The 26,202-nt window shown below is 63.6% G+C and carries 22 protein-coding genes; 11 read left to right on the forward strand and 11 right to left on the reverse strand.

All coding sequences use genetic code 11. The features are described from left to right. The first annotated feature begins 12 nt into the window (after positions 1-12). Both ABDW57_RS00795 and ABDW57_RS00800 read left to right on the forward strand, forming a co-directional pair. Positions 13-402 (forward strand): hypothetical protein, encoded by a 390-nt coding sequence (locus tag ABDW57_RS00795; protein ID WP_343728301.1) that lies wholly within the window; start codon positions 13-15, stop codon positions 400-402. Between the two features lie 175 nt (positions 403-577). Next, positions 578-886 (forward strand): DUF4351 domain-containing protein, encoded by a 309-nt coding sequence (locus ABDW57_RS00800; RefSeq protein WP_343728302.1) that lies wholly within the window; start codon positions 578-580, stop codon positions 884-886. 70 nt (positions 887-956) lie between these two features. Here ABDW57_RS00800 and ABDW57_RS00805 read toward each other — a convergent pair whose 3' ends face one another. The 3 genes from ABDW57_RS00805 to ABDW57_RS00815 form a co-directional block, all read right to left on the reverse strand. Continuing rightward, positions 957-3,344 carry a TonB-dependent receptor gene (locus ABDW57_RS00805; protein ID WP_343728303.1) on the reverse strand — a complete coding sequence of 796 codons (2,388 nt, stop codon included), beginning with the start codon at positions 3,342-3,344 and terminating at the stop codon, positions 957-959. Between the two features lie 115 nt (positions 3,345-3,459). Beyond that, on the reverse strand, positions 3,460-5,604 hold the full coding sequence (locus tag ABDW57_RS00810) for a glycoside hydrolase family 88 protein (RefSeq protein WP_343728304.1): 2,145 nt from the start codon (positions 5,602-5,604) through the stop codon (positions 3,460-3,462). 63 nt (positions 5,605-5,667) lie between these two features. Beyond that, the gene (locus ABDW57_RS00815; RefSeq protein WP_343728305.1) at positions 5,668-6,480 is read right to left on the reverse strand and encodes an NAD(P)-dependent oxidoreductase; all 813 of its coding nucleotides are present in this window, start codon (positions 6,478-6,480) and stop codon (positions 5,668-5,670) included. 86 nt (positions 6,481-6,566) lie between these two features. On the opposite strand from ABDW57_RS00815, the gene ABDW57_RS00820 reads away from it, so the two are divergent. From ABDW57_RS00820 to ABDW57_RS00840, 5 genes are all read left to right on the forward strand, one after another. Further along, on the forward strand, positions 6,567-7,562 hold the full coding sequence (locus ABDW57_RS00820; RefSeq protein ID WP_343728306.1) for a LacI family DNA-binding transcriptional regulator: 996 nt from the start codon (positions 6,567-6,569) through the stop codon (positions 7,560-7,562). Positions 7,563-7,628: 66 nt separating this feature from the next. Continuing rightward, positions 7,629-9,461 (forward strand): hypothetical protein, encoded by a 1,833-nt coding sequence (locus ABDW57_RS00825; protein WP_343728307.1) that lies wholly within the window; start codon positions 7,629-7,631, stop codon positions 9,459-9,461. After that, positions 9,442-9,822, forward strand: a complete 381-nt coding sequence (locus tag ABDW57_RS00830) for a 5-carboxymethyl-2-hydroxymuconate isomerase (protein WP_343728308.1) — start codon at positions 9,442-9,444, stop codon at positions 9,820-9,822. The genes ABDW57_RS00825 and ABDW57_RS00830 overlap by 20 nt, the downstream gene beginning before the upstream one ends. Before the next feature lie 25 nt (positions 9,823-9,847). Continuing rightward, on the forward strand, positions 9,848-11,749 hold the full coding sequence (locus ABDW57_RS00835; protein WP_343728309.1) for a glycoside hydrolase family 2 TIM barrel-domain containing protein: 1,902 nt from the start codon (positions 9,848-9,850) through the stop codon (positions 11,747-11,749). After that, positions 11,746-13,965 (forward strand): glycoside hydrolase family 3 N-terminal domain-containing protein, encoded by a 2,220-nt coding sequence (locus tag ABDW57_RS00840; RefSeq protein ID WP_343728310.1) that lies wholly within the window; start codon positions 11,746-11,748, stop codon positions 13,963-13,965. Before ABDW57_RS00835 ends, ABDW57_RS00840 begins: the two co-directional genes overlap by 4 nt. Position 13,966: 1 nt before the next feature. Here ABDW57_RS00840 and ABDW57_RS00845 read toward each other — a convergent pair whose 3' ends face one another. The 6 genes from ABDW57_RS00845 to ABDW57_RS00870 all read right to left on the reverse strand — a co-directional run bounded on the left by ABDW57_RS00845 (position 13,967) and on the right by ABDW57_RS00870 (position 18,803). After that, positions 13,967-14,674 carry a transporter substrate-binding domain-containing protein gene (locus ABDW57_RS00845; protein ID WP_343728311.1) on the reverse strand — a complete coding sequence of 236 codons (708 nt, stop codon included), beginning with the start codon at positions 14,672-14,674 and terminating at the stop codon, positions 13,967-13,969. Continuing rightward, positions 14,668-15,567: a LysR substrate-binding domain-containing protein gene (locus ABDW57_RS00850; protein WP_343728312.1), complete on the reverse strand. Its 900-nt coding sequence runs from the start codon at positions 15,565-15,567 to the stop codon at positions 14,668-14,670. The genes ABDW57_RS00845 and ABDW57_RS00850 overlap by 7 nt, the downstream gene beginning before the upstream one ends. A gap of 233 nt (positions 15,568-15,800) precedes the next feature. Next, positions 15,801-16,079, reverse strand: a complete 279-nt coding sequence (locus ABDW57_RS00855; protein ID WP_343728313.1) for a YkgJ family cysteine cluster protein — start codon at positions 16,077-16,079, stop codon at positions 15,801-15,803. 12 nt (positions 16,080-16,091) lie between these two features. Further along, positions 16,092-16,856: an alpha/beta hydrolase gene (locus tag ABDW57_RS00860; protein WP_343728314.1), complete on the reverse strand. Its 765-nt coding sequence runs from the start codon at positions 16,854-16,856 to the stop codon at positions 16,092-16,094. After that, entirely contained in the window at positions 16,853-17,857 is a 1,005-nt protein-coding gene (locus ABDW57_RS00865; protein ID WP_343728315.1) for a M14 family zinc carboxypeptidase, read from the reverse strand. Before ABDW57_RS00865 ends, ABDW57_RS00860 begins: the two co-directional genes overlap by 4 nt. 43 nt (positions 17,858-17,900) lie before the next feature. Beyond that, complete coding sequence (locus ABDW57_RS00870) at positions 17,901-18,803, reverse strand: LysR substrate-binding domain-containing protein (RefSeq protein ID WP_343728316.1); 903 nt, start codon at positions 18,801-18,803, stop codon at positions 17,901-17,903. Positions 18,804-18,905: 102 nt separating this feature from the next. Here ABDW57_RS00870 and ABDW57_RS00875 point away from each other — a divergent pair, with 102 nt between their 5' ends. Then, complete coding sequence (locus tag ABDW57_RS00875; RefSeq protein ID WP_343728317.1) at positions 18,906-19,922, forward strand: aldo/keto reductase; 1,017 nt, start codon at positions 18,906-18,908, stop codon at positions 19,920-19,922. Positions 19,923-19,925: 3 nt separating this feature from the next. After that, positions 19,926-20,729, forward strand: coding sequence for a 2,5-didehydrogluconate reductase DkgB (gene dkgB / locus ABDW57_RS00880; RefSeq protein ID WP_343728318.1), 804 nt, complete (start codon positions 19,926-19,928; stop codon positions 20,727-20,729). On the opposite strand, the gene ABDW57_RS00885 is transcribed toward dkgB, so the two are convergent. Beyond that, positions 20,726-21,643, reverse strand: coding sequence for a LysR substrate-binding domain-containing protein (locus ABDW57_RS00885; protein WP_343728319.1), 918 nt, complete (start codon positions 21,641-21,643; stop codon positions 20,726-20,728). The two genes, dkgB and ABDW57_RS00885, sit on opposite strands and share 4 nt — an antisense overlap. A 95-nt stretch (positions 21,644-21,738) precedes the next feature. Here ABDW57_RS00885 and ABDW57_RS00890 point away from each other — a divergent pair, with 95 nt between their 5' ends. After that, entirely contained in the window at positions 21,739-22,173 is a 435-nt protein-coding gene (locus tag ABDW57_RS00890; protein ID WP_343728320.1) for an ester cyclase, read from the forward strand. Between the two features lie 113 nt (positions 22,174-22,286). Further along, positions 22,287-23,894 carry an ABC-F family ATP-binding cassette domain-containing protein gene (locus ABDW57_RS00895; RefSeq protein WP_343728321.1) on the forward strand — a complete coding sequence of 536 codons (1,608 nt, stop codon included), beginning with the start codon at positions 22,287-22,289 and terminating at the stop codon, positions 23,892-23,894. A gap of 264 nt (positions 23,895-24,158) precedes the next feature. Here the strand turns inward: ABDW57_RS00895 and ABDW57_RS00900 are convergent, their stop codons facing one another. After that, entirely contained in the window at positions 24,159-26,141 is a 1,983-nt protein-coding gene (locus ABDW57_RS00900) for a glycoside hydrolase family 97 protein (protein WP_343728322.1), read from the reverse strand. Positions 26,142-26,202 lie beyond the last annotated feature (61 nt).

A 26,202-nucleotide genomic window follows, 5' to 3' on the forward strand; every position in this document is an offset into this window, starting at 1 on the left:
CAGACTGGGCAGATGCCGAACACCATCCCGCCTGCCCGTTACGATTTGCCGTGGAAAGCCGTGTTGTCGCATGCTTTACGTTCCTTCTTGGTATTTTATTTCCCCACCGTGAGCGCGAGCATCGATTGGCGGCAACGGCCCCGTTTCCGTGACAAGGAGCTGGCAAGAAGTGGCTTCGGCACCAAGCCTGACGTGATGGTGGCCGATAAACTGGTCGAGGTAGCCCTGCGCGAAGGTGGCGGCAGGCCGGTCCTGCTTCACATTGAAATCCAGGCGCAGCGCGATCCGGCGCTGCCCCGGCGCATGCACAACTACCACCAGCTTATCGTCGGCACCTACGGCTTGCCGGTCGTCAGCCTGGTCTTGCTGGCGGATCCGCATCCCCCAACAAGCTCATCATGATCCGGACAAACTCTACGCGGCCAAGCTGCATTTGACCAGGCTACTGTTCAAGCATCGCTGGCGCCAGAGGCGCATAATCGTTTTATTCAATGTGATCAACTGGATGATGGCCTTGCCTGAGTCGTATGAGCGTCGCTACAGACAGGCTGTTGATCGGACGGAGAAGGAGCTCGGAATGAAAAAACTGTACAACTCATTCGAGCAAATGCTCGTCAACGATGGCATCAAGCTCGGATTGGAACGCGGCTTGGAGCAAGGTCTTGAGCAGGGGCTTGAACAAGGTCTTGAGCAAGGTCTTGAGCAAGGTCTGGAGCGTGGGCGTAAAGAAGGCGCGATCGCGGTATTGGAGCGCATGCTGGTGCAGCGTTTCGGCCCGCTGCCGCAAACGGTGCGCAAAAAGCTGGCCAAGGCTAGTTTGACGCAACTGGCGGCCTGGAGTGATGCGCTGGCGGCGGCGCAATCGCTGAAGCAGGTGTTCAGATAAAAAAAGCCCCCGCGGCAGGCTGCGGGGGCGGAAGTGCGACCATCGTGCGGCGTCGCGAGGGAGATGCTCTTTAGAAGGTGACATCCAGGCGGGCGCCGAAGTAGCGCTGGAAGTCGCGCGGCGGCATCCATTCGGTGGTGTTGACCGCGACCGGCGTGTTCGGCGCTTTCGGACTCCAGGTGCCATTGGCGATCGCGTTGTTCAGGCCGGTCGCGTAGCGCTTGTCAAACAGGTTGTTGACCAGGAAGGTGAGCTTGTAACGGTCCTGCTTGTCCTTGACGCCAAAACTCACGTTGGTGATCGCATACGCCCCTTGAATGGTGTTCGGGTCCTGATTCAGCGAGAACTGGGTGCGGCTCTGGTAGCGGGTGGAGCCGGCGACGAAGCCGTTGAAGCTGGCCGATGGCAGCATCAGGTCGTACTGACCGCCCAGATTCACTTTGACTTTCGGCGCGTTCGGCAAGGTCTTGCCGGCCAGGTTCTGCACGAAGGTGTTGTTGTACTTGGGGTTCTGCGCGCAGCCCGGTCCCGGCGTGCCGGCCGTGCCGGCCGCGTTGATGACGTTGTAGCACGGACCGTTTTCAAATTCCTGGATGGTCGCCTCGGTGTAGGCCAAGCTGCCGTTCAGCTGCAGCGCGCGCGTCACGCGTACATTGCCTTCCACTTCCAGGCCCTGGGTGCGCAAGCCGCCGATGCTGTTCAGACCGGTGCGGAAGGTGCCGTCGTCGTCAAAGAAGCTGGACGATTGCTGGAAGTGCTTGAAGTCGGTGCGGAACAGGGCCACGCTGAACATGGCGCGGTTGTCCCACAGGCTTTGCTTCCAGCCCAGCTCGTAACTGCGCGCGGTTTCCGGCGCCACCGCCGGCAGCCTGGCGGTGGCCGCGGTGAAGCCCGACGTCAGGTCGTAAGCCTTCCCTTTGTGGCCGGTCGATGCCATGGCGTACACCATCGCGTCCTTGTTGAGGCGGTGCTCCAGGCCCAGCTTGTAGGTGCTGCTCTTGTCGTTGTCCGACTTGGTGTAGAACTCGGTGAGCGCCTTGACTTGCGGCGGCACGGTGTAACGGCGGAAGTTGTAGCCGGTGTCTTCGTCGTTGTAGCGGGCGCCGAGAATCAGACTGGTATTCGGGCGGAAGTCCCACGACCCTTGGCCGTAAATGGCCTTGCTGATATTCCAGGCGTCGGCGCCATAGGCCGTGCCGTAGGCCTGGATCAGCGGCGCCTTGGTCAGTTCGCGCGTCAACGCGTTCTTGCCGTACCACAGGCCGGCCACATAGCGCAGCGCGCCCTTGTCCGGCGAGGTCAGGCGGAATTCCTGGGTGGTCGATTTGACGTCAAAGAAGCCGTACTGGTACAGGCCGCCATGCATGCCGCTCGGCTGGCCATTCGGCAACAGCAGGAAGGGCAGGATGTCGACGTCGGTGTTGTCGTTGTCCTGATAGTCGTCCATGTGGTACTTGCTGTACGACGAGATCGAGCTCAGCGTGTGGCCCTGCAGCGGGCTGTTGTCGTCGAACGCCCAGTCCAGCTTGACGCCGGTGCCGGCATCATGGAATTTGCCGCCGGTCGGATAGTCGTTGCGCACGTCGCGGTTGTCCGGGCTGATGTGAATGCCGGCCAGCACCACCGACGGCGGCAACTGCGGCGCATTGCGGTACAGCGCGCCCGGCGACATCGAGGTGAAGGCGGTCGAGCAGCAGAATTTCTCGGTGCGGTTGTAGTGCGGCGTCAGCGTCAGGGTCAGCTGGTCGAGCGGCTGCCACTCCAGCTTGCCGCTGAGGTTGTCGCCCTTGCTGCCATTGAGCTTCTTGCCGGTGGTGAGATTGTTGAGCGTGCCGTCGAAGTTGGTCTTGCTGGCGGCCACGCGCAGGCGCAGGGTGTCGGACACGGCGCCGCCGGTGCTGACGCCGACGCGCCATTCATCGTCGTTGGTGATGTAGGTGGTGGCGTTGGTTTTCCACGGACCGCCCAGCGGCTTGGTGGTGATGTTGATGGCGCCGGCAATCGAGCTCTTGCCGAACAGCGTGCTTTGCGGGCCTTTCAGCACCTCGATGCGGCCGACGTCGGCCAGGTCCTTGAAGGCGCCGGCCTGCATGCCCAGCGGCACGTCGTCAACGATCACCGCCACGTCCGCCTCCACGCCGATGCCCAGCGAGAAGGTGCCGATGCCGCGCATATTGATGCTGAAGTTGCCCGGCTGGGTGCCGTAGGACAGCGTCAGCGCCGGCGACAGCGCCGGCACGTCTTCCAGGTCGCGCACGTTGGCGCGCTGCAGGACGGCGTCGTTCAGCACGGTGATCGAGGCCGGCACGTCCTGCAGATTCTGCGCGCGCTTGTTGGCGGTGACGATGACCGATTCCAGTTTGCCGCTGTCGTCCTGTTGCGCCGCCGCGGTGCCGGCCAGCAGGGCCAGGGTCACGGCGGCGGTGATGCGCCGCAGTTGAGGTTGCTTTGTGTGCATGTCGTGTCTCCAGTGGATGTTATGGTTTTTGGGTGCTTCAACTAGATGGTGGAATCGCTTCCACCCGGGGTAAAAAAAATCCGCCGGCAGCCGCGCGGGCTGTCCGGCGGGACGTTTATTGACTGCTGACCTTGAGCGGCGCCTTCAGCTTTTGCGCATAGCCGCGCACGTAGGCATCCCAGGCGGCGGCATCGGCAAAATCGCCGCTCTTGCTCCAGCCGGCGCCGAAGTAGTAGACGAAGGGCTGGCCCGGTTGCGCCGTGCCGATCGACAGCTGCTGTCTATCGATCACGTCGAAGGCCTTGACGCCGGCCGGCAGGATGACGCCGCAGCCGATGCTGCCGTCGTCGCCGTGCGCCGGTTCCCAGTAGCTGTTGAAGTTGTTGGCGCCGTCGGCGGTGTAGTGGCCTTCGCCATCGCGCTGGACGATGCCGACGCCGACATTCAAGGGCTGCTTGCGGTTGCTGGCAAACCGGGTTTCAACGCGGGTCATATTGGAGCCGGCATCGATTGAGAAGCGCTTGACTTCGGACACGGTGCGGCCATTGCCCGCATCCCAGCCGGCGTAGGTCAGCTCGAACACGGCGCGCAGCGGGCCGTCGGCCAGCACCTTGTATTTGGTGAAGTTGGACGAGTTATACAGCTTGCCTTCGCTGACGATGGTGGTGCCGCCGCAGCCGCGGCTCTGGCCCACGCTGTAGTAGTCCAGGCCTTCACCCTCGTCGTGGTGATACTCGCCGCGCTTGTACCACTTGTCGACCACCGGCGTGCGCACCTTCTTCACCCACACGTCCACGCCGCTGCTGATCAGGTGTTCCTTCGGGTCCTTGATGATGGCTGGGCCGTACACGCGGTGCGCGGTGCGGTCGCTCTCCCAGGCGAAATCGTCGAGGCGTTCCGGCACAAAGCGCGCGTGGGTTTTCACCTCGGCCGGCGGCACGGCGGCCAGCCGCTCGGCCGGCAGCACCAGGTAGCGGCGCGTTTCGCCCGCCGCCAGATTCACCGGAAACACGATCTGCTTGCCGATCACCTGCGAGTTGACGATGGCCGAGGTGGCGGCATCCATCACCACCGGCCTGGCGATGCCGGCGCCCAGCTTTGCTTGCGCCAGTTCGTCGCCGCGCACGCCGCTGGTTGGATTGGTGACGCTCACGGTGTGCGGTCTGGTTTTCTCCAGCACCGCCATGCGATACACCTCGCTGCCGGCCAGCAGGAAGCCGCCGACGCCATACACTTCGGTCAGATTTTCGTCAAAGACTTTGGGCGCCAGACCGATAGGCTGGACGTGGGTCAGTTTGCCGTCCGGCTGCACGTTGGCCACCAGCGCGGTCCAGGCTTTCTGCACGGCCGGCTTGAAGGCCCTGGCGCCCAGCAGGCCCTGATTCACACCCCAGGCGAAAGCGTAGGTGTACAGCGCCGAGCCGCTCGATTCCTTCATCGGATAGGTGTCGGGATCGAGCAGGCTGGCGCGCCACAAACCGTCAGGCTGCTGCAGCGTCAGCAGCCGGGCCGCCATCTCCTTGTATTGCTGGACGAAGCGCGGACGCTCGGGATGGTTCTCCGGCAGATATTGCAGCACGCGCACCAGGCCGCCCATCACCCAGCCGTTGCCACGGCTCCAGTAGACCTTCTTGCCGTTGGCTTCGCGCTTGTCGAAGTAGTTGGAGTCGCGGAAGTACAGGTGTTCTTCCTTGTCGTACAGGTAGTCCGACGTCACCCACCATTCGCTGATGGCGAAATCCAGGTAGCGCTGGTCGCCGGTGATGGCCCACAGGCGCAGCCAGGCCGGCGGCGCCATGTACAGCGCGTCGCACCACGACCAGCGGTCCTGGTTGCCCTTGACGGTGAACTCCAGCGAACCGGTGCGGCGGTTGGCGAGGATGTCGTCAAAGCTGGCGCGCAGCGGCGCGATCATCTTCGGGTCGCGGGTTTGCAGATACAGCTCGGCGTAGGTCTGGCCAACGATGTGATCGTCCGCGTGGTAGTGATTGGGGCCGAGCTTCCAGTTGTTCTTCTGGCCCATGGCGATCATCGCATCGCGGTACTTGCTGCTGCCGGAGATATTCGCCAGCGCCATGATGCCGTTGTAGCCCACCGCCTGGGTCCAGTCGTCCGGGCGGTGCTTGCTCGGATTGGCCAGTTGCCAGTCGGCCACGCGTTCCATGGCCGACAGCACGGCTTTCGGATTGATCGCGGCCGACGGCGCAGCCGCTTGCGCGGATGGCGCTTCGGCCGCAACGGCGGGCACGGAGTGGAACATGGCTGCCACGGCAGCCAAAACAGCAATGCGGAGATGCGATGATGTCATGTGGTTGGTCTCGGGTTATTTGTACATGGGGCCTGCCGTGACGAACGGACCGCCCTGATAGATGGTTGGTGCATCGCCGGCCGCTGGATAGTCTGCGCTATCCGGGAAGTGGCCGGCGAATTCGGTGGAGCTATGCTTGGGCACATAGCCCAGGTGTGAAGCGTATTTGTTGTCCCACCACTTGGTGGCGTTGTTGGAGGTGCCGAAGGTGATGGTGTGGCCGACGCGCGGCGTGAACAGCGAGCAGCGGATCAACTCAACCAGATCGTCGTAGGCCAGGTAGGTGACCATCATGCGCGGGTTCTTCGGCTCCGGGAAGGAGGAGCCGATGCGCAGGCATACGGTCTCGGTGCCGAAGCGGTCGTAGTAGTAGCGCGACAGCGCTTCGCCAAAGGCCTTCGACACGCCGTAGAAACCGTCCGGGCGCAGCGGCATGTGGGCGTCCACCAGGTCAGTGGTCTTGTAGTAGCCCACCACGTGGCTGGAACTGGCGAAGATCACGCGCTTGACGCCGCACTTGTGGATAGCTTCATACAGGTGATGCAGGCCAAGGATGTTGGCGTTCATGATCGGCTCGAACTTGTCTTCCACCGAAATGCCGCCGAAGTGCAGCACGGCGTCCACGCCTTGCATCATGCTCATCACTTTGTCGCGGTCACCAAGGTCGCCGATCACGATTTCCTCGCCATCGCGTGCGGGGCCGAGGTCTTTGACGTCATTCAGGCGGACGACATCCGCCCAGGCCTTGGCGCGCTCGCGCAGGACGGTGCCCAGGCCGCCCCCGGCGCCGGTCAGCAGGATGCGTTTGAATGGTTTAGTAGTGGTCATGGGTTGCTTTTATAGGATGGTAAAGGTATTGTAGTTAAACGTTTAATCAGCAGTATAACCAAATTCTCCCCGAGGTCAATCGATTCATGAAAAAGCCGGTTCCCACCATCCGCGACGTGGCCGCCGGCGCCGGCGTCTCCACCGCAACGGTATCCAAGTTCGTAAACCGCACGCAGCGCTTTTCGCCGGCGGTGGAACAGGCCATTACGCGGGTGATCGCGCAGCTGGGCTACCGTTCCAATCCGCTGGCGCAGTCCATGATCACCGGACGCACGCAGAGCATCGGCCTGTCCGTGCTGGACGTGGCAAATCCCCACTTCAGCAGTGTGGTGAAGGGCGCCAACCGCGTGGCGCAGGCGCACGGCTACAACCTGCTGCTGGTCGATACCGAGGAAAACCCGCACCGCGAACGCCCGCTGCTGGAAGCGCTGAGCCGCCGCGTGGACGGCATGATCGTCATCTCGCGCATACCGGAAGCGGAGATGGCGTGGATGCTGGAACTGGACAAGCCGCTGGTGTTCCTGGGACGGCTGGCGCAGCGCGACATTCCCTGCGTGGCGGGCGACGACCATCGCGGCGCGGCTATGCTGGCGCGCCATCTGCTGACGCTGGGGCACCGGCAGATTGCCTATCTGGGCTTCTCCAAATCGCGCCGCGACGAGGAGCGCCTGGCCGGCATCCGCGACTGCCTGGCGGCCATGGGGCTGGCGCTGACGGTATACGACGGCGGCGCGCCGTCGGCGCACGAAGGGGAGCGCATGAGTTCCTCCATCATGCTGGGCGCCACCCATCCCGATGCGCTGATCTGCTACAACGACCTGATGGCCATGGGCTTCATGAAAGCCGCGCAGACGCTGGGCTTCCGCGTGCCGGAGGATATCTCGGTGGCCGGTTTCGACAACATCGATTTCGCCAGTTACAGCCTGCCGCCCTTAACCACGGTCGATCTGCAAAGCGAGCGGATGGGGGCGGCGGCCATGGAGCAGTTGCTGGCGCAGGTCGAAGGCAGGCCGGCGGCGTGTTCCACCATCATCGAGCCACAGCTGGTGCTGCGTCATTCGACGTTGAACCGCAACGTGTAAGTGTTTACCTTAGAAGCAAAATCACATACTATTTGTAAAACGTTTTCCAATAACAATCGAGACGACATGAAATTCCTTCCCCTGACCATGGCTGTGATGACAGCCTGCGCCTCCGCATCGGCGGCGCCGATGAACCGCACCGTTCAAGACAACGCCTACAAGCAGCTGGACTTCTTCTTCAAAAAGCTGGTGGCGGAACGGGAGAACATGGTGCTGGACGGCGCCTCGCCGTTCAAGAGCGGCGACAAGTTCTTGCCGGGGAAGGTGGCGGCAGGACTGGGCCATGTGCTGCTGAATACTTCCAGGGATGACCCGTCGCTGGAGCAAAAGCTGAAGGACTACCGCGATATCGCTGACATGACGGTCGGCATGGACAATCACACCTGGGGCATCTATTACTACATCGGCACGCTGGTAAAGCTGAAGCAAGCCGGCCTGCTGGAGCGCGCCGTCAGCCCGGCCACGCTGGAGAAGCTGCGCAAGCAGCTGGACTGGCGCACGTTTGTCACCCCGCAGTGGGATCTGATCAACCTGCCGACCAATTACTATGGCGTGGCGTTCAGCATCGCGCGCCTGCGGATGATGATGGGGTGGGAAGACGACAGCGCCGGCAAGATCCTGCTCGACAAGATGCTCACCCATTATAAAAAATACTCCGGCAAATTCGGCTTCTCCGACGAGACCGATGGCGAAGGGCGCTTCGACCGTTACAGCATCCTGCTGATCGCGGAAATTTGCGAACGCTTCCTGGAAACCGGGCTACAGCCGACCGACGAGCTGAAAGGCCTGCTGCGCAAGGCGGCCGACATTGCACTGAACGTCGCCAATACCGAGGGCCAGGGCTTCAGCTTCGGCCGCAGCCTCGGGCCGTATGGCGAGACGGCGCTGGTGGAGATCCTGTCGGTATCGGCCTACCTCGATGTGCTGACGCCGGAGGAGAAGCAGTATGCCTACGCCTTCTCCTCGCGCATCGCGGAGCGCTACATGAACTTCTGGTACGACCCGGCCATGCATTCGCTGGACATGTGGGGCAAGGGCCGCCGCACCGATACTTATCGCGGCAAGCACCGCATCCTGGGTGAGAACTTCTCGCTGCTGCATCAGCTGATCTACACCAACGAGACCTGGAACAAGGCCGGCTTCAAGGATGTGCAGCCGAAGGCCGACCTGCAGGCGTGGCTGGACAAGAATCGTCCGCAGTTCAGCACCACCATCTTTGCCCAGGGTGAGTATGACCGTGCGTTGTCCATCTTCCGCGACGGCCCGCATGTGGTGAGCCTGAACATGATCAACGGCGGCGTCAGCCAGCATGACAACAGTCCTTATTACCCGCTGCCATTCGTGCCGAACATCGTCTCCGGCGTGGCCGACAGCGGCGGTGCGCATCCGCAGCTGCTGCCCAGGTTCACCATGGCCGATGGCGCGCAGCTGATCGGCGCGGCGTGGATCAAGGATATCAAGACTGGCAAGGATGGCCAGCGCTACACGGTCTCTTATCGCCAGGACGAACTGGATCGTCTTGGCAAGCGCTCGCCGGTCAAGGACGGCCGCATCAGGCTGCGCACCACTTATACGCTGGAACATGGTGTAATGACCCGTACCGATATTTACACTCCCGTGGGTGCGCAGGAGGTGGACAAGATCACGCTGGAATTTGCCTCCTTTTCCGACCAGGCCAGCATCAAGGGCAATACCGTAACGTTCGCGCAGGGCGCGGTAAAGGAGTACAGTGTCAGCGGCTTGCAGCAATGCGAATCTGCCCCGACCAACGGCAGCAAGGACTTCATGGCGCCATACGGGCCGATGAAGACGCTGGTCACCTGCAGCAGCGGCAAGCTGACCATGAAAGAACCGCTCACCATCAAATGGACCATCAAATATGCCGCATCTGAAAATTGAGTACACCGCCAACCTGGATGCGCACACCGACATCGGCGCTTTGTGCAAGTCGTTGTCGCATACCTTGGTGACGATGCAGGATGCCGCCGGCGCGCTGGTGTTTCCGCTGTATGGCACGCGCGTGCTGGCCTACCCGGCCGCGCATTATGCGGTGGCGGACGGGGAGCAGGGGCGCGCCTTCGTCTACCTCAATCTGCGCATCACGCCGGGGCGCAGTCCGGCGCTGGTGCAGACGATCGGCGAGACGCTGCTGGCGGCGGCGCGTGCGCAGCTGGAACCGGTAATGGATAAGCTGCCGCTGCGCCTCACGCTGCATATCGATGCCACGCCGCCCGGCTACGAAGGCAAATTCACTAATTAAAACGCATAAACTTCAGGAGACATGAATGCGACAAGTGTGGAAGCTGCTGTTGTTAGCAAGCTGCCTGACCGCGAACTTCGCGGCGACAGCGCAGGACGATCAGGCGCCGGGACAGGCGCAGGCCAACAAAGGCGCCAGCCCGCGCGCCGAACTGGCCAGGCAGCCGCCCACGCTGCAAAACATCTACGGCCGTCAGCCGCTGTCGCTGAACGGCCGCTGGAGCTATATCATCGATCCTTACGAAACCGGCTTCTACAACTATCGCCGCCAGCCGTTCGATCAGTCGGCCACCGGCGCCGGCGGTTTCTACGATGACCGCAAGCCGCGCGACAAGGACGACGCGGTGGAATACAACTTCGATGGCTCGCCCACGCTGGCGGTGCCGGGCGACTGGAACTCGCAGGCGTCCAGGCTGGAATTCTACGAAGGCACGCTGTGGATGCGCCAGAAATTCAATGCTATGCCCAAGGACGGCAAGCGCTACTTCCTCTACTTTGGCGCGGTCAACTACGAGGCCCACGTCTACCTGAATGGCAAGAAGCTGGGCAGTCACAAGGGCGGTTTCACGCCGTTCCAGTTCGAGGTGACCGGCCGCCTGCTGAAAGGCGAGAACACGGTGGTGGTCAAGGCCGACAACACACGCCATCAGGACGATATCCCGACCGTGAATACCGACTGGTGGAACTACGGGGGCATCACGCGCGATGTGCTGCTGGCGGAAACGCCGGACACCTACATCGAGGATTACCAGATCCAGCTGGCCAAGGGCGACATGGGCCGCATCGAAGGCCACGTGCAGCTGGCAGGTGCCAAACGCGCGCAGGACGTCACCATCTCGATCGCGGAGTTGGGCGTGAAATCCACCGTGCGCACCGACGCCAATGGCCGCGCCGCGGTCAGCATCGCGCTGCCGAAGAACAAGGTGCGCTACTGGTCGCCGGAAGACCCCAAGCTGTACAACGTCACCATCGCCGGTGTTACCGACACGCTGAATGACCGCATCGGCCTGCGCACCATCGAGACGCGCGGTCACGACATTCTGCTGAACGGCAAATCCGTGTTCCTGCGCGGGATCTCGCTGCATGACGAGAACCCTCTGATCCCCGGCCGTCTGCGCGGCGAAGGCGATATGCGCATGATGCTGCAATGGGCCAAGGACATGAACTGCAATTACGTCCGCCTGGCGCACTATCCGCACAGCGAAGAGATGATCAAGCTGGCCGACGAAATGGGCTTGCTGGTATGGGCCGAGGTTCCGGTGTACTGGACCATCTCGTGGGAGAAGCCGGAAGTCTACGCCAACGCCAAACAGCAGCTGACCGATCTGGTGGTGCGTGACAAGAACCGCGCCAGCGTCATCATCTGGTCGATCGGTAACGAGACGCCAGTCAGCCCGGTGCGCACTGAGTTCATGGGCAAGCTGGCCGACACCGTGCGTTCGCTGGACCGCACCCGCCTGGTGGGTGCGGCGCTGGAAGTGCACCGCACCGGCGACGTGGTGACGGTGGAGGATCCGCTGGCCGACAAGATCGACCTCGCCAGCTTCAATCAATACGCCGGCTGGTACTGGTCGAACAACAAGGAGATGATGAAGTTCTCCTTCAAGGTCAATTACAACAAGCCGGTGCTGGTGACCGAGTTCGGCGCCGACGCGCTGGGTGGCTATCACGCCGACAGCGATACCAAGTGGAGCGAGGAATATCAGGACCAGTTGTACAAGAACACCTTCAAGCTGCTGGACGCGATTCCCGGCCTGCGCGGCATGACGCCGTGGGTGCTGACCGACTTCCGCTCGCCGCGCCGCCCGCATCCATACTTCCAGGACTACTGGAACCGCAAGGGTCTGATTTCGGAGACCGGCAAGAAGAAGCAGGCCTTCTACACGCTGAAGTCCTATTACGAACAAAAACAGCAACAGTACAAATGAAGACAAAATATATCGCTGCCGCCATCGGCGCGGCCTTCGCGCTGTGCGCGCAAGCGCAGGACGCCCAGATCGACCGCAAGGTCGCAGACCTGATGAAGCAGATGACGGTGGCCGAAAAAGTCGGCCAGCTGCATCAGCTCTCCGGCCGTCAGTTCACCGGCCCGACCAGCAGCGCTTATGCCGACAAGCTGGCCGATATCCGCGCCGGCAAGGTCGGCTCCATGCTGAACGTGACCGGCGTGGCCGATACCCGCGAGATCCAGGCGCTGGCGCTGCAATCGCGCCTGAAGATTCCGTTGCTGTTCAGCCTAGACGTCATTCACGGCTACAAGACCGTGTTCCCGGTGCCGCTGGGCGAAGCCGCTTCGTGGGACATGGAGGCGATCGAACTGTCCGCCCACATCGCCGCCAGGGAGGCCGCCGCCGCCGGCATTCACTGGACCTTCGCGCCAATGGTGGACGTGGCGCGCGATCCGCGCTGGGGCCGCGTCATGGAAGGCGCCGGCGAAGACACTTATCTCGGTTCGCAGATTGCCGTCGCGCGCGTGCACGGCTTCCAGGGCAGGAAGCTGGGCGCCACCGACAGCGTGATGGCCACCGCCAAACACTTTGCCGCTTACGGCGCCGCCATCGCGGGCCGCGACTACAACGCGGTCGATATGAGCGAGCAGCAGCTGCATGAGGTCTACCTGCCGCCGTTCAAGGCCGCCGCCGATGCGGGCGCCGCCACCTTCATGAATTCCTTCAATACGCTGAACGGCATTCCAGCCACCGGCAGCGCCGTGCTGCAGCGGGATATCCTGAAAGGTGCCTGGAAATACAAGGGCTTCGTGGTCAGCGACTGGGGCTCGGTGCGCGAGATGGTGCCGCATGGGTATGCCGCCGATCTGTCCGACGCTGCGGTCAAGGCCATCAACGCCGGCAGCGATATGGATATGGAAGGCTATGCCTACACCCAGCATCTGGAAGCCGCAGTCAAAGCAGGCAAGGTGAAGATGGCGACACTGGACGACGCCGTGCGCCGCATCCTGACCAAGAAGTTTGAACTAGGCCTGTTCGACGATCCGTACCGCTATTCCGACGCCGCGCGCGAAAAAGCGGTGCTGGGAGATCAATCGCACCGTGCCGCCGCACTGGACGTGGCGCAGAAATCCATCGTGCTGCTGAAGAACGAAAACAAGCTGTTGCCGCTGTCGCGCGACAGCAAGCGCATTGCGGTGATTGGGCCGCTGGCCGATTCGCAGCGCGACCTGGAAGGCGGCTGGGTGGTGCAGGGCGATCGTGCGCGCGTGGTGAGCATCGTTGAAGGCATCCGCAGCCACGCCGGCAAGGCGGAGATCAGCTACGCACAAGCGTGCGCGCCGGGCTGCGCCAGCAGCGCGGGCTTCGCCGAGGCCGTGGCCACCGCCTCGCGCGCGGACGTGATCGTGCTGGCCGTGGGCGAAACCTGGGACATGAGCGGCGAAGCCAAGTCGCGTACCGACATCACGCTGCCGGGCCAGCAGGAGGCGCTGTTCGACGCGCTGAAGGCCACCGGCAAGCCGGTGGTGGTGGTCATGCTGGCCGGCCGGCCGCTGGTGTTCAACACCGTCGCCGACAAGGCGGACGCCATCGTCTACGCTTGGTTCCCCGGCAGTGAAGGCGGCAACGCGGTGGCCAATGTGCTGTTCGGGGACTACAACCCGTCCGGCAAACTGCCAATCACTTTCCCCCGCGGCGTGGGGCAGATTCCGCTGTCATACGCGCAGTACAACACCGGCCGCCCGGTGACCGACGAGAAGAACGTGGTCTACAAATCGGCCTATATCGATTCCGTCAACACGCCGCGCTACGCCTTTGGCCATGGCCTGAGCTACACCGACTTCAAATACGCCGGTCTGACGCTGAGCAGCCCGACCATGGCGCAAGGGCAGAAGGTGACGCTGTCCTTCGATCTGGCCAACAGCGGCAAGGTGGCCGGCACGGAGATCGTGCAGATGTACCTGCGCGATATGGTGTCGTCGGTGGTGCGGCCGGTGAAGGAGCTGAAAGGATTCCAGAAGGTGCATCTCAAGCCGGGCGAGACGCGCCGCGTCAGCTTCACCATCGACCGTGACACGCTGTCCTTCTTCAACAGCCAGTTGAAGTGGGGCGCGGAAGCGGGTGATTTCAAGCTGATGATCGGCAGCGCCTCGGACGACATTCGTCTCGAAACCACCCTCAAGCTGACGCAGTAAATTAGCGCAGCTTGAGTATCTTGGCCAGCTCGCCGCTTTTATCCAGCGCCTCGATGGCGCTGTTAAATTCGGCGAGACTGATCCGGCTCTTGCGCGAGACGGCACACTTGGTCTTCACCTCGTACACTGTCAACAGATGAGCGCCCGGCGGCAGGCTGCCTTCGGCCATATAACGGTCGATCACATAGCGCGGCGTGATCAGGTAATCGAAACGCCTGGCCTGCCATTTGCGCAGCGACAGCGCTGTCGATGGCGCATCGTCGCGGATGTAGTCCGTGCCCAGTACTTTCTCCAGTTCCGGGTAGCGGAAGCCCAGCACGGTGCCAATACGCTTGCCGCGCAGATCCGCCACGCTGGCCGGCGGCTTCACGCGTGGCGATGACAGTATCACTTCGCTGATCGGGATAAAGGGCTGGGTCCAGTCGACATCGCCGGGCAGCCATTCAGGCAGGTAGCTGCACAGGATATCGCCCTCGCCGGATTCCAGTGCGCCCATCAGGCGGGTGCGCGGCAGCTGGACATATTGCACCGGACGGCCCAGCTGGCGCGCCAGCGCCGCGCCCAAGGCGTCCTGGAAGGCGGTGGGCGGCTGATAGCCGGAGGTCAGCAAACCGTCGACTTTTTCGATGTAGCGCAGCGGCGCCTTGTCCGCGGCCTGCACCGGTGCGGCCGCCAGCAGCAGGGCGGCGATCAGCGGGCGGATCAGCATATCAGGCCTTTCTGCATCTCGCTGACCTCCTCGCGCAGCCAGTCGCAGAAGTGGGTGATCTTGCTCATGCCTTGCTTGCTGCGGTTGATGATGACGCGGTAGCCGCGTCCATATGGCGCGCTTTCGCACTTCACCATTTTCAGGCTGCCGCTGCGCAGGTCCTCGCTGGCGATCGCGTGCGACACCAGCGCGATGCCTTGTCCCGCCACAGCCGACTGCACCATCACCGCAAAGTTGGTGAAGGCGCGCGAGAAGTTGTACTTGCCCTTGAGCGCATTGTTCTGGCGCAGCAGCGCGATCCAGGTGTCGGTGGTGAATTCGTGCAGCAGCGGATAGCGGTGCAGGTCGGCCAGCGTGATCTCGGCTGCGCCGGGCGTCAGCAGGGACGGGCTGTAGACCGCCACCAGCCGGTCGTGGAACAGCAGGTCGGGATCGCCGGGCACCACGTCGTAGGTGCGCAGCGCGATGTCGGTGCTGCCGTCGTCCATGTTCACCAGCTGGTCGCTGGAGTCGATGCGGATATCGAGATCCGGATGCTGCTGCGTAAAGCGGGCGATGCGCGGCACCAGCCATTTGATCGCCAGCGAGTGCGTGGTCGAGATGCGCAGAATTTTCTCGTCATCGCCGGTCTGCAGCGCGGCCACCTTGGTATTCAGTTCGGCCAGCATGCCGCGCACCGTAGCAGCCAGCTCCTGGCCTTTCTCGGTCAGCGTGATGTGGCGCGGATGGCGCAGGAACAGCTCGAACCCCAGCGCCTCTTCCAGCTGCTTGACCTGCAGACTGATGGCGGCCGGCGTCTTGTGCAGCTCCTGCGCGGCCAGTTTGAAACTGCCCCAGCGCGCGGCGCAATCGAAATCGAGCAGGCCGGACAGGGAGCGCAGTGGTTTTGCCATGACCTAGGATTTCTTATTCAAGTAGCGAAAATAACTCGTTTGATAACACTTTGGGGCTGGCAGAAAATATAACCCATAAGCCGCTAAAACTCCATGAACAAGTTTTCTTTACAGGGGATTGCCATGACCACGATCGCTGCATGTCATCAGAATGTCATTCCAACCTGCCCCGGGCTGGCGGCCAGAGTCAAGGCTGAACTGATCCGCATCCTGGCGCAAATGGCTGTGCGCCGTTAAGCCGGGGCGGTGGCGCGTTCAAGGCTGGCAAGCCATTGTATGGCGTGCTCGCGCGAGGTGCCGCACATGTCGGCGGCTGGCTGCAGGCCAGCGCAGAAGGCCGGACGCTCGGGCTGGCCGAAGATGTTGCAGCGATTGTCCTCAGCCAGCTGCACGCAGCGCACGCCGGCCGGTTTGCCGTTCGGCATACCAGGAATGGGGCTGGTGATGGAGGGGGCCGTGCAGCATGCGCCGCAGTTTGGCCGGCACTCCAGCGTGGAGGCGGTCGGATTCATAGGGGCGGTATTTTACCGCGCTTTGGTGGACGCCAGCCATTTTGCCACTTCCCGCGCCACCCACGGTCCGTCGTCCAGCGGCAGGTCGTGGCCGGCGTCGGGATGCACCGCATGCGGCGCCTGCCACGCCTGCGCCAGACGCGCGGAGCAGCGGGGATCCACCAACTGGTCGCCGGCGCTGCTCAGCACCAGCAGCGGCACGGCCGGCTTGCGCGCCGGCGCGCGGAAGCGGGCGGCGGACCACAGCTGGCGCAGCGCGTTCGCGCGCGTGACCGGAAACTCGCGCTGGTAATCGAGCCAGCGCGCCAGCAGGCCGGCACGCTGGCCGGCGTCGCCGGTGCGGCTGGTCAGGCGCAGGATCAGGCGTTCCTGATTTTCGATGCCGCCATTGGCCAGTTGCTGCAATATCGATGGGTAGTTCTGCCAGCGCAGACGCTGGTGAAAGCGGCTGTAGGGGCGCATGCTGGTGTTGATCAACACGCAGCGCGTGATCTCCTGCGGGTAGCGGCTGGCCCATTCCACCGCCACCATGCCGCCCAGCGAGAGCGCCAGCAGCGCGTAGGGTGCCGGCACGCCGCGCGCGCGCAAGTCGGCGCGGCAGAATTCGACCATCTGCGCCACCGTGGTAGGGCTGCGCATGGCGTGGCGCTGGCCGTTGCCCGGCAGGTCGGGCGTGATGATGTCGACGTCCGGCAGCGCCTCCGCCAGCTCGCCGGGGAAGCGTCCCCAGTGGCGCTGTTCGCGCATCAGGCCACGCAGCAAGATCCAGCTGCTCATGAGTGATACCACTGGTCCAGCGCACGCCGGTGCTGCACCTTGCGCGCCATGCCTTCCGGCGTCCAGCGGCCATGGCTGCCGGCGGCGCGCATCAGGAAGTCGAACAGGATCAGATGCCGGCGCAGCACCCGCTGCAGCCGATGGCGCGCGGTCGGATTGAAGATGGCGATGCGGTCGAAGATCTGGCGCGGATTTTTTTTCACCCACAGCCATGAGCCCATCTCCAGCGTCAGCGGCAGGAACACGTTGTCGCTATTCAGATAGAGGTAGTCCCACAGGTCGCCGTGGGTGCGGTACTGGCGGCTCTGCGGTTCGAACACGTAGTTGTGATTCGGGTAGGCGGTGCTGAACAGTTCTTCCAGCGCGCCGATGTCGGCCAGGTGCGGGATCGGCGTGACGGTGTGCGCATGCGGGAACCAGATGCGGTCGCGCAGGCCGAAGCCGGAGTGACAATCAAGCGCCATGCTGAATGGCCGCGCCAGCAGTTCGCGCGCCACGATGTCGCACACGGCCTGGCTTTCCGGCTCCATCGGCGCGCCCTCGGCGCCGCGATACCAGGGCAGGTGATGGCTGTAGCGCTGGCCGCCCAGCATGAACGGCACTTTCTCCACCGCGCTCAGCGGCGCGTTGCGCATCAGGTCCACCCCTTGCGGATTGCAGCGCGTGGCCTGCCACATGCCGCCCGGGTTCACCAGCGGCATGAACACCAGGCGCATCGACTCCAGCTGCTGATGCAAGGTGGCGTCCCAGCGCAGCCGCGCCAGCAGGCTTTCCATGAACGACAGCACCACCTGGGTGCCGATCCGTTCCAGCCCGTGGATGCCGCCAAAGAAGCCCAGTGCCGGCACGTCCGGACTCGGATTGCCCAGCGCGACGGTGTAGACCGGGAACTGGCGGCCGTCCATGGCCACCGTGCAGGAAGTGCCAACTTCGAGATGCCGTCCGCCTTCGTCGATCAGGCGTTTGAGGGTGATGAGTTCAGGCAGATTCTTCTCGGGCATGGCAAGCGACGCAAAAAGATGTGACCGATAGTGTAGCCGATTGCTAGCGTGCCGTCGTCGCCGTTTCCAGCAGTGTCGCGCGGAAGGTGGCCACCAGCGGCCGCAGGTTGATGCGGTGCCAGGCCGCCCACAGCGCGGCGCGATAGCTGAACCACGGCAGCTCGCGCAGCACCACGCCCGGCGGCGCCTGATGGCGCAAGCCTTGCTGCACCAGCGCCACGCCCAGGCCGGCCGCCACCAGTCCGAGCGCGGTGGTCGGTTCGCTGGCTTCCATCTTGATGTTGGGCGTGAAGCCGGAGCGCACGCAGGCCGCCACAAACTGGTGATGGTGGTCGCCGGTTTCCTGGTGGCGCACGACGATGAATTCCTGCCCGGCCAGGTCGTCCGGCCTGAGCTGCTTGACTGCGCACAGCGGGTGCGATTCCGGCAGCGCCAGGATCATCGGGTCGCTGAGGATTTGCGCGCCTTCCAGGTCGGGATCATTGGCCGGCGGCGGATCGCATACCAGCGCGATATCGAGGCTGCGCTGGCGCAGGCCTTCCAGCTGTTCGGAGGAGTGCAGGCTATACAAGGCCACGTGCACGTTCGGCCGCGTCGCGCGCAGGGAGCGCAGGCCGGCCGGCAGCACGCCGCCATGCATGGCGTTCTCGATGTAGCCGATGCACAGGCCTCCTTCATCGCCGCGCCCCAGCCGCCTGGCCAGTCCTTCCAGCCGCGCGGCGTGGGTGAGAAAGGCCTGGGTCTCGGCCAGGAAGGTGCGGCCATCGCGCGTCAGGCGGATGCGCTGCTGGCTGCGCTCAAACAGCGTCAATCCCAGCTTTTCCTCCAGCTGGGCGATCTGGCGCGACAGCGGCGACTGCGAGATGTGCAGGCGCTCGGCGGCGCGGCCGACATGCTCCTCTTCGGCCACGGCGACAAAGTATTGAAGTTGACGGATATCTAACATATCAGACCTTGGTGGACTTAAGTTGTGCAAATTATGTCTTGGACAGTCTTATCTGGTCAACCTAAACTGGCATCACTTTCTTCATTTACCAAGGAAATCAAGATGAGTATCCGTCACAAACTACAGGGCAAGCTGGGCTTCGGCACCGCGCCGCTGGGCAATATGTTCCGCGACATTCCACACGCCGAGGCGCTGGCCACGGTGGACGCGGCCTGGCAGCAGGGCATCCGCTACTTCGACACCGCGCCGCTGTACGGCGCCGGCCTGGCCGAGCTGCGTCTGGGCGAGGCGCTGGCGCAGCACAAGCGCGAGGACTATGTGTTGAGCACCAAGGTCGGCCGCGTCATCCTGGACGAGCTGGAAGATCCGGCCGCGCGCGACATGGGCGAAAAGGGCGGCGTGTTCGAGCACGGCCTGCGCAACAAGATCCTCAACGACTACAGCGCCGACGCCACGCTGCGATCCATCGAGGACAGCCTGAAACGCCTGAAGACCGACTACCTCGACATCGTTTACGTGCACGACGTGGCGCAGGATTTCTACGGCGACGAATGGCTAGCGCAATTCGAGATCGCCCGCACCGGCGCCTTCCGCGTGCTGGACCGCCTGCGCGATGAAGGCGTGATCAAGGCCTGGGGCCTGGGCGTGAACCGCGTCGAACCGCTGGAATTGACGCTGGACCTGAATGAACCCAGGCCGGACACCTTCCTGCTGGCCGGCCGCTACACCCTGCTCGACCACGAGCGCGCCCTGCAACGCCTGCTGCCGGCGGCGCACAAGCGCGGCGTCGACATCGTGGTCGGCGGTCCATACAGCTCGGGCATCCTGGCCGGCGGCACGCATTTCGAGTACCAGAAGGCGTCACCGGAGATCGTGGCCCGCGTGGAGCGCATCAAGGCCGTCGCGCAGAAGCACGGCATCAGCGTCAAGGCGGCGGCATTGCAGTTTGCGCTGGCCCATCCGGCGGTGGCGGCGGTGATACCGGGCGCCAGCCGTCCGGAGCGTATCGCGGAAGATCACGCCGCGTTGAACGAGCAGATTCCACCCGCATTCTGGCAAGAGATGCGCGAACAAAAACTGGTGGCCGCCGATGCGCCGCTGCCGACTGACAAGGAGTAAAACATGAGTATTCCCGCACTGGGACTGGGCACCTTCCGCCTGCAAGGACAAGTGGTGATTGATTCGGTACGCAACGGCCTGGAAGCCGGCTACCGTGCGATCGACACCGCGCAAATCTACGGCAACGAAGCGGAGGTTGGCGCGGCGATTGCCGCCAGCGGCGTGCCGCGTTCGGAGCTGTTCATCACCACCAAGATCTGGATCGACAATCTGTCGCGCGACAAGCTGATACCGAGCCTGAAAGACAGCCTGGCCAGGCTGCGCACCGATTATGTGGATCTGCTGCTGATCCACTGGCCGTCGCCGGGCGGCGCGGTGCCGGTGCAGGAGTTCATGACGGCGCTGGCGCAAGCAAGGGAGCTGGGACTGACGCGCCAGATCGGCGTCTCCAACTTCACGGTGGAGCTGATGCAGCAAGCCATCGACGCGGTTGGCGCCGAGGCGATCGCCACGAATCAGATCGAGCTGCATCCGTATCTGCAAAACCGCAAGGTGGTGGAGTTCGCGCGCGGGCATGGCATTCACATCACGTCCTACATGACGCTGGCCTATGGCAAAGTACTGGGCGATCCGGTGATTGAAAAGATCGCCGCGCTTCACGGCGCCACGCCGGCGCAGGTGGTGCTGGCGTGGGCTATGAAGCTGGGGTACGCGGTGATTCCCTCGTCCACCAGGCGCGCTAACCTGGACAGCAACCTGAAGGCGCGCGATCTGCAGTTGAGCGATGAGGACATGGCGCAGATCGCAACGCTGGAGCGCAACGGCCGCCTCACCAGCCCGGAAGGCCTGGCGCCAGTCTGGGATTAGGCCTTATCGCGGCACACCAGCGCGATCTGCTCCCGCAGCCAGCGCTGGGCCGGATGGGCATCGTTGCGGCGGTGCCAGTGCAGCACGAACGGCACCGGCGCCAGCGCGATCTCCTTCGGCAGCGACAGTAGCGCAAGCTGGTCGCGCAGCCCGCTGCCCTGCACCGCGCCTTCCATCATGGTCGCCAGCAGATCGCCGTTGGCGACGATGGCGGGGGCCGCATACATGTGCGGCAGCGTGACTGCGATATCGCGCTTGCGACCCAGTTGCGCCAGCACGGTGTCGACGTGACCAACGCCGTCGCCTTCGGGTGATACCAGCAGATGCTGACACGCGAGGAAGGCGTCCAGCGTCATTTTCTTTTTGGTGAGCGGATGCTTTTTGCGCGCCACGCACACAAAGCGTTCTTCAAATAGCGGCATGGTGGGGATGCGCGGTGTGCTGCCGCCAGGGACGCCGATGGCGGCATCCGCCTCGCCCGCGTCCAGCAGCGCGAGCGCTTCATCGCGCGCGGTGAATGACTTGACGCGCAGCTTGATGCCGGGCGCCAGTTGCGACAACCGTTTCTGCAGCGCTGGCAGCACGGAAAACGCCGGATGGTCGGACAGCCCGAGCGTAAAGCGGATGGCGGCGCGGCGCGGATCGAATTCCTGCGTGAACTCCAGTGTGCGCTGGATGCTGGCCAATGCCTCACCCAGCGGCGCGGCCAGTTCCAGCGCGCGCGGCGTCGGTTGCAGGCCGCTGGCGCTGCGCACGAACAAATCATCCTTGAGCAGCAAACGCAGTCGCGACAGCGCGGCGCTCATGGCTGGCTGCGTGCGGCCGATGCGCACGCCAGCGCGGGTGACATTACGTTCGCACATCAGGGCGTCGAAGGCCACCAGCAGGTTAAGGTCGATTCCATGAAGATCCATGAGATGGATAATACCGTATATCCATTATCGATTGGACTTGCGTGATACGCCGGCGCTACAGTGAGCGGGTCACTGACTCACTTGGGAGCTACATCATGACTATGCAGGAAAATGGCCTGACCACGGCCCAGCAGCAAGCGATCGAAAACCTCTACCGCGCCTTCAACGAACACAATCCCGCGCTGCTCGACCTGGCGCTGACGGCGGACTGGCAGGACATTCCGCTCGGCCCCGGCCAGCAGCCGGGCAGGGAAGGGATGCGGCCGATTGTGGCCATGTTCACGGAAGCTTTTCCGGATGTGAAGATCACGATACACGACATCTTCGGCCGCGATGGCCGCGCGGCGGTGCGCGCGCAGATCACCGGCACGCATCGCGGTGAATTCTTTGGCATCCCGGCCACCGGCAAGCCGATTGCGGTCGCCATTCACGAGTTTCATCACCTGACCGAGGACCGCATTACCCATACCTGGCACCTGGAGGACTGGTTCGCGATGCTGAATCAGGTGGACGCCTGGCCGCCGCGCTGATATATTTGGCGCATTCACACCTGAGGTATTCGTCCGATGCGCAATTAATGTTGTTGTCTGCTTAAGCACCAGTCCCACCGGGACGGTTTTGACACATCATTTTGGGCATCACCATGACGAATACCTGTCTGACGCTGGAAGGCGTCTCCTTCACGCTGGCCGACGGCCGCGTTCTTTTCCAGGACCTGAACGAAGTGTTCGACCAGCGCCGGACCGCCCTGGTCGGCCGCAATGGCGCCGGCAAGAGTGTGCTGGCGCGCCTGATGGCCGGCCAGCTGGCGCCGTCGTCCGGCCGCATCGCGCGCGGCGGCACGGTGCATTATCTGTCGCAGCACATCGCGCAGCAGGGCTCGGTGGCGGCGCTGGCCGGCGTGCAGGGCACGCTGTCAGCGCTGGAACGCATCGCTAACGGCAGCGTCGATCCGGCTGATTTCGACGCAGTGGGCGAGCATTGGGATCTCCGCGAGCGCCTCCAGCAGGAGCTTGATCGCAGCGGCCTGCCGCATCTGCGGCCCGAGATGCCAGCGGATTCGCTCAGCGGCGGCGAGGCAATGCGGGCGTCGCTGATCGCCGCGTGGCTGTCCGGCGCATCCTTCCTGATCCTCGATGAACCCAGCAACCATCTGGACCGCGCCAACCGGCTGGCGTTGATGGCGCAATTGCAGCGCTGGCCGCATGGCCTGCTGGTGATCAGCCACGACCGCGAATTGCTGGAGCAGATGGAGCGCATTGTTGAACTGTCGCCGCTTGGCCTGCGCAGCTATGGCGGCGGTTATGCGTTCTACGCGGAATGCAAGCGCGTGGAACGCGACAGCGCGCAGCGGCAGCTGGAGCAGCGCAAACTGGAGCGCAAGCGCGAAACGCAGGCGATGCGCGAGCAACAGGAACGGCAGGAGCGACGTCTCGCGAAAGGCGCCAGCGATGGCCGCGATGCCAACCAGGCCAGGATCCTGCTGGGTGGGCAGAAGAACCGTGCGCAGGGCACGGCGGGCAAGCTGCGGCAGCAGCATGCGGCGCAGCAGGAGGCCTTGTCGCAGCGGGTGCGGGAGGCCGCGCGGCAGATCGCGCCGGATGCCGCCGTCGCCATGCACGTGCTGGCGGGGCCGCAGGCCGCGCGCCTGCGCCTGGCTGAGCTGGAGGATGTGGTGCTGCCGTTCGCGCCTGCTGCAACGCGCACCATCAGCCTCGCCATCAGCGGCCAGCAGCGTATCGGCGTGACCGGCCCCAATGGCAGTGGCAAGTCGACCTTGCTTCGGCTGCTGGCCGGGCAGCTGGTGCCGCTGGCCGGAACGTGCGCGGTGCGGGCGCGGACGGCGTATCTCGATCAGCAGCTGGCCGGCCTGGCGCCGCGGCGTTCCGCCATCGCGCATCTGCTGGACGCCAACCATGAAGCCGGCGAATCCGCATTGCGCACGCATCTCGCACAAATGGGACTGGACGCGCAACTGGCCGCCGCGCCGGTCAGTACGCTCAGCGGCGGCGAACGCTTGAAAGTAGCACTGGCCTGCGCGCTGTACGCGCATCCGCCGGCACAGTTGCTGCTGCTGGATGAACCAAGCAATCACCTCGATCTGGCGTCGCTGGAGGCACTGGAAGTCATGCTGGGCCAGTATCAGGGCGCCTTGATGGTGGTGTCGCACGATGAAACCTTCATGCAGGCGCTGCACCTCACGCACCGCCTGCACGCCAGCGCTGACGGCTGGCGCCTGACCGAAGTTTAAAGATCGATGGCAGCGCGGCTGAATGCTGCCGCCGCGCGTCAATGGCGGCGCGGGTTTTCAGCGGTAGTTGCGGCGTTTGCAGCCCGCAGGTGCAGGCCGCGTCCACGATGGCGGCCAGATCGTCGAAGCTGAAGCGGTGCTGCGGCAGATATTCCGCGTAGCTGCCGTCAGCTTGCCCTCGGCCGCCGCTGAAAAGGAGCCAAGGTCCACTGCGCGGACAAATACCGCCATGCTGGTTAAACGGGCAGCTGGGCGAGGTAGTGGTTACGGCTTGATGATCGCCACCGCGCCGCCCGATGGCGCCAGTTTGAGCGTGATGCTTTGCGTGGCGTTGACTTTGGCGTCGCTGGCCTTCAGGCGATTGACGTCGGCGCCGTCCTGCAGCAGCTTCGCGTTGTACGTGCCCTTGCCGAGGAAGGACAGCGGCACCTTCACGCTGCGGCCGGCTTCATTGGTCATGGCGCCGATATACCAGGTGTCGCCCTTGCGGCGGGCGGAGACGATGTACTGGCCGATGTCGCCGGCGAGGATGCGGGTTTCGTCCCACGACGTCGGCACGGTCTGGATGAACTCCGCACCATCGGCCCACGAACCGTCGGCGTTCTTGTAGGCGGCCGGGCTGTCGGACACCATCTGGAACGGGCTGTCGTACACCACATACATGGCGATGGCCTGGCCGCGCGTGGTCATCACCTGCGGCTCATGGTTACGATACGCGAAGGTGGACGGCGTGAGGCTACGGAAGCCGCCCGGCGTGTAATCCATCGGACCCAGGATCATGCGCGTGAACGGCAGCGTGACGTTGTGGGTAGCGGTGATGCGCGCGCTCCACTTATTGTTCTCGGCGCCGAGCACACCCTCCTGCGTGATGTAGTTGGGCCAGGTGCGGTTCAGGCCATTCGGTGGATAGGCGCCGTGCAGGTCGACCATCAGCTTGTGTTCCGCGGCCTTGCTCAGCACCTTGTGATACCAGTCGACCATCTCCTGGTCGTTGCGGTTCATGAAGTCCACTTTCACGCCCTTGATGCCCCAGGCGGCGTACTGCTTGAAGGCGGCATCCATCTGGTTGTCCAGCTGCTGCCACTGCACCCAGACCCATACGCCCACGCCTTTGGATTTTGCGTATTGCATCAGGGCCGGCATGTCCATTTCCGGCTTGGCGCGGGTGACGTCGGCCTGCGGATTCGGTTCGACGTCGCTGCCCACCGACCAGCCCTCGTCGATCAGGATGTCGTCCAGCTTCATCTCCCTGGAGAAGTCGATGAAGGCCTTGTAAGTGGCGGTGTTCACGCCGGCATTCGGCACGTTGATGGCCCAGTCGTTCCACCAGTCCCACGAGGTCTTGGACGGCTTGATCCAGCTGGTGTCCTTGATCTGCGACGGCGCGGCCAGCGTTGGAATCAGCGACGATGCGGTCAGCTCGCCCGGCGCATCGCCCAGCATCACCACGCGCCATGGCGTCTGGAAGCCCTGGCCCTTCAGCTGCACGGCAGCGGAGACGGTTTTGCGGAAGCGGAAATCGCGGTTGTTGTCGAAGCGCGGCGGCAGCGTGACCATCACGCCCAGGCCGGCATCGCCGCGCCCGGACAGGAAGAAGCCCGGATAGTCCTTCACGTCCGATTCCGCGATGGCGAAGGTGGTGGTGCCGGCGCCGGTCTTGCACACCAGCGGCGCCATGAAGTTGTGGAAGTTGCGGATGCCGGACGACTTGATCTTGTCGTATTCCGCCTCAAAGCTGGTGTCGAAGCGGCCCATGTTGGCGCCCCAGCACTCGTAGTCTTTAGCGAAGTTGAACTGCGTCGCTTCGCTCATCACCTTGAAGCCGGACAGGCCGGCCTGCTCCGGCACCGCGTAGCGCAGCGCCACGCCATTGTCGTAGGCGCGCACCAGCAGCTTGAATTGCGGGGCCTTGCCGTTGGCGGCAAATGCCAGGCTCGATTCATTGAAATGATCAGGCGCGCTGCGCGCCTTGCCGACCACGATCTCGTACGTGTCCTTGATGCTGCGCTCGGTGTGGCCGCTCAGCTTCGCACCGGCCGCGATGGCGCCGATGTCGAGGTTAAGGCCCAGCGGCGACGGCGCGATGATCTGCTTGCCATCGCGGCTGACGCTATAGGTCAGCTTGTCGCTGTCGACCGCGACCACATTGCGTCCGTCGGGCGATTTGACGGTGACGGTTTCTGCCTGAGCCGATGCGGCCAGGGTGATGAGCGCAAGCAGGCTTGCGGCGCGGATGTGATCTGCCATGAAGTCTCCGGGGATTGTATTTATCCCGGTATTGTGCAATCAGCAATCCAACGCCGCAATT

The sequence above is a fragment of the Duganella sp. genome (assembly GCF_039595735.1).
Classification (GTDB): domain Bacteria; phylum Pseudomonadota; class Gammaproteobacteria; order Burkholderiales; family Burkholderiaceae_D; genus Rugamonas.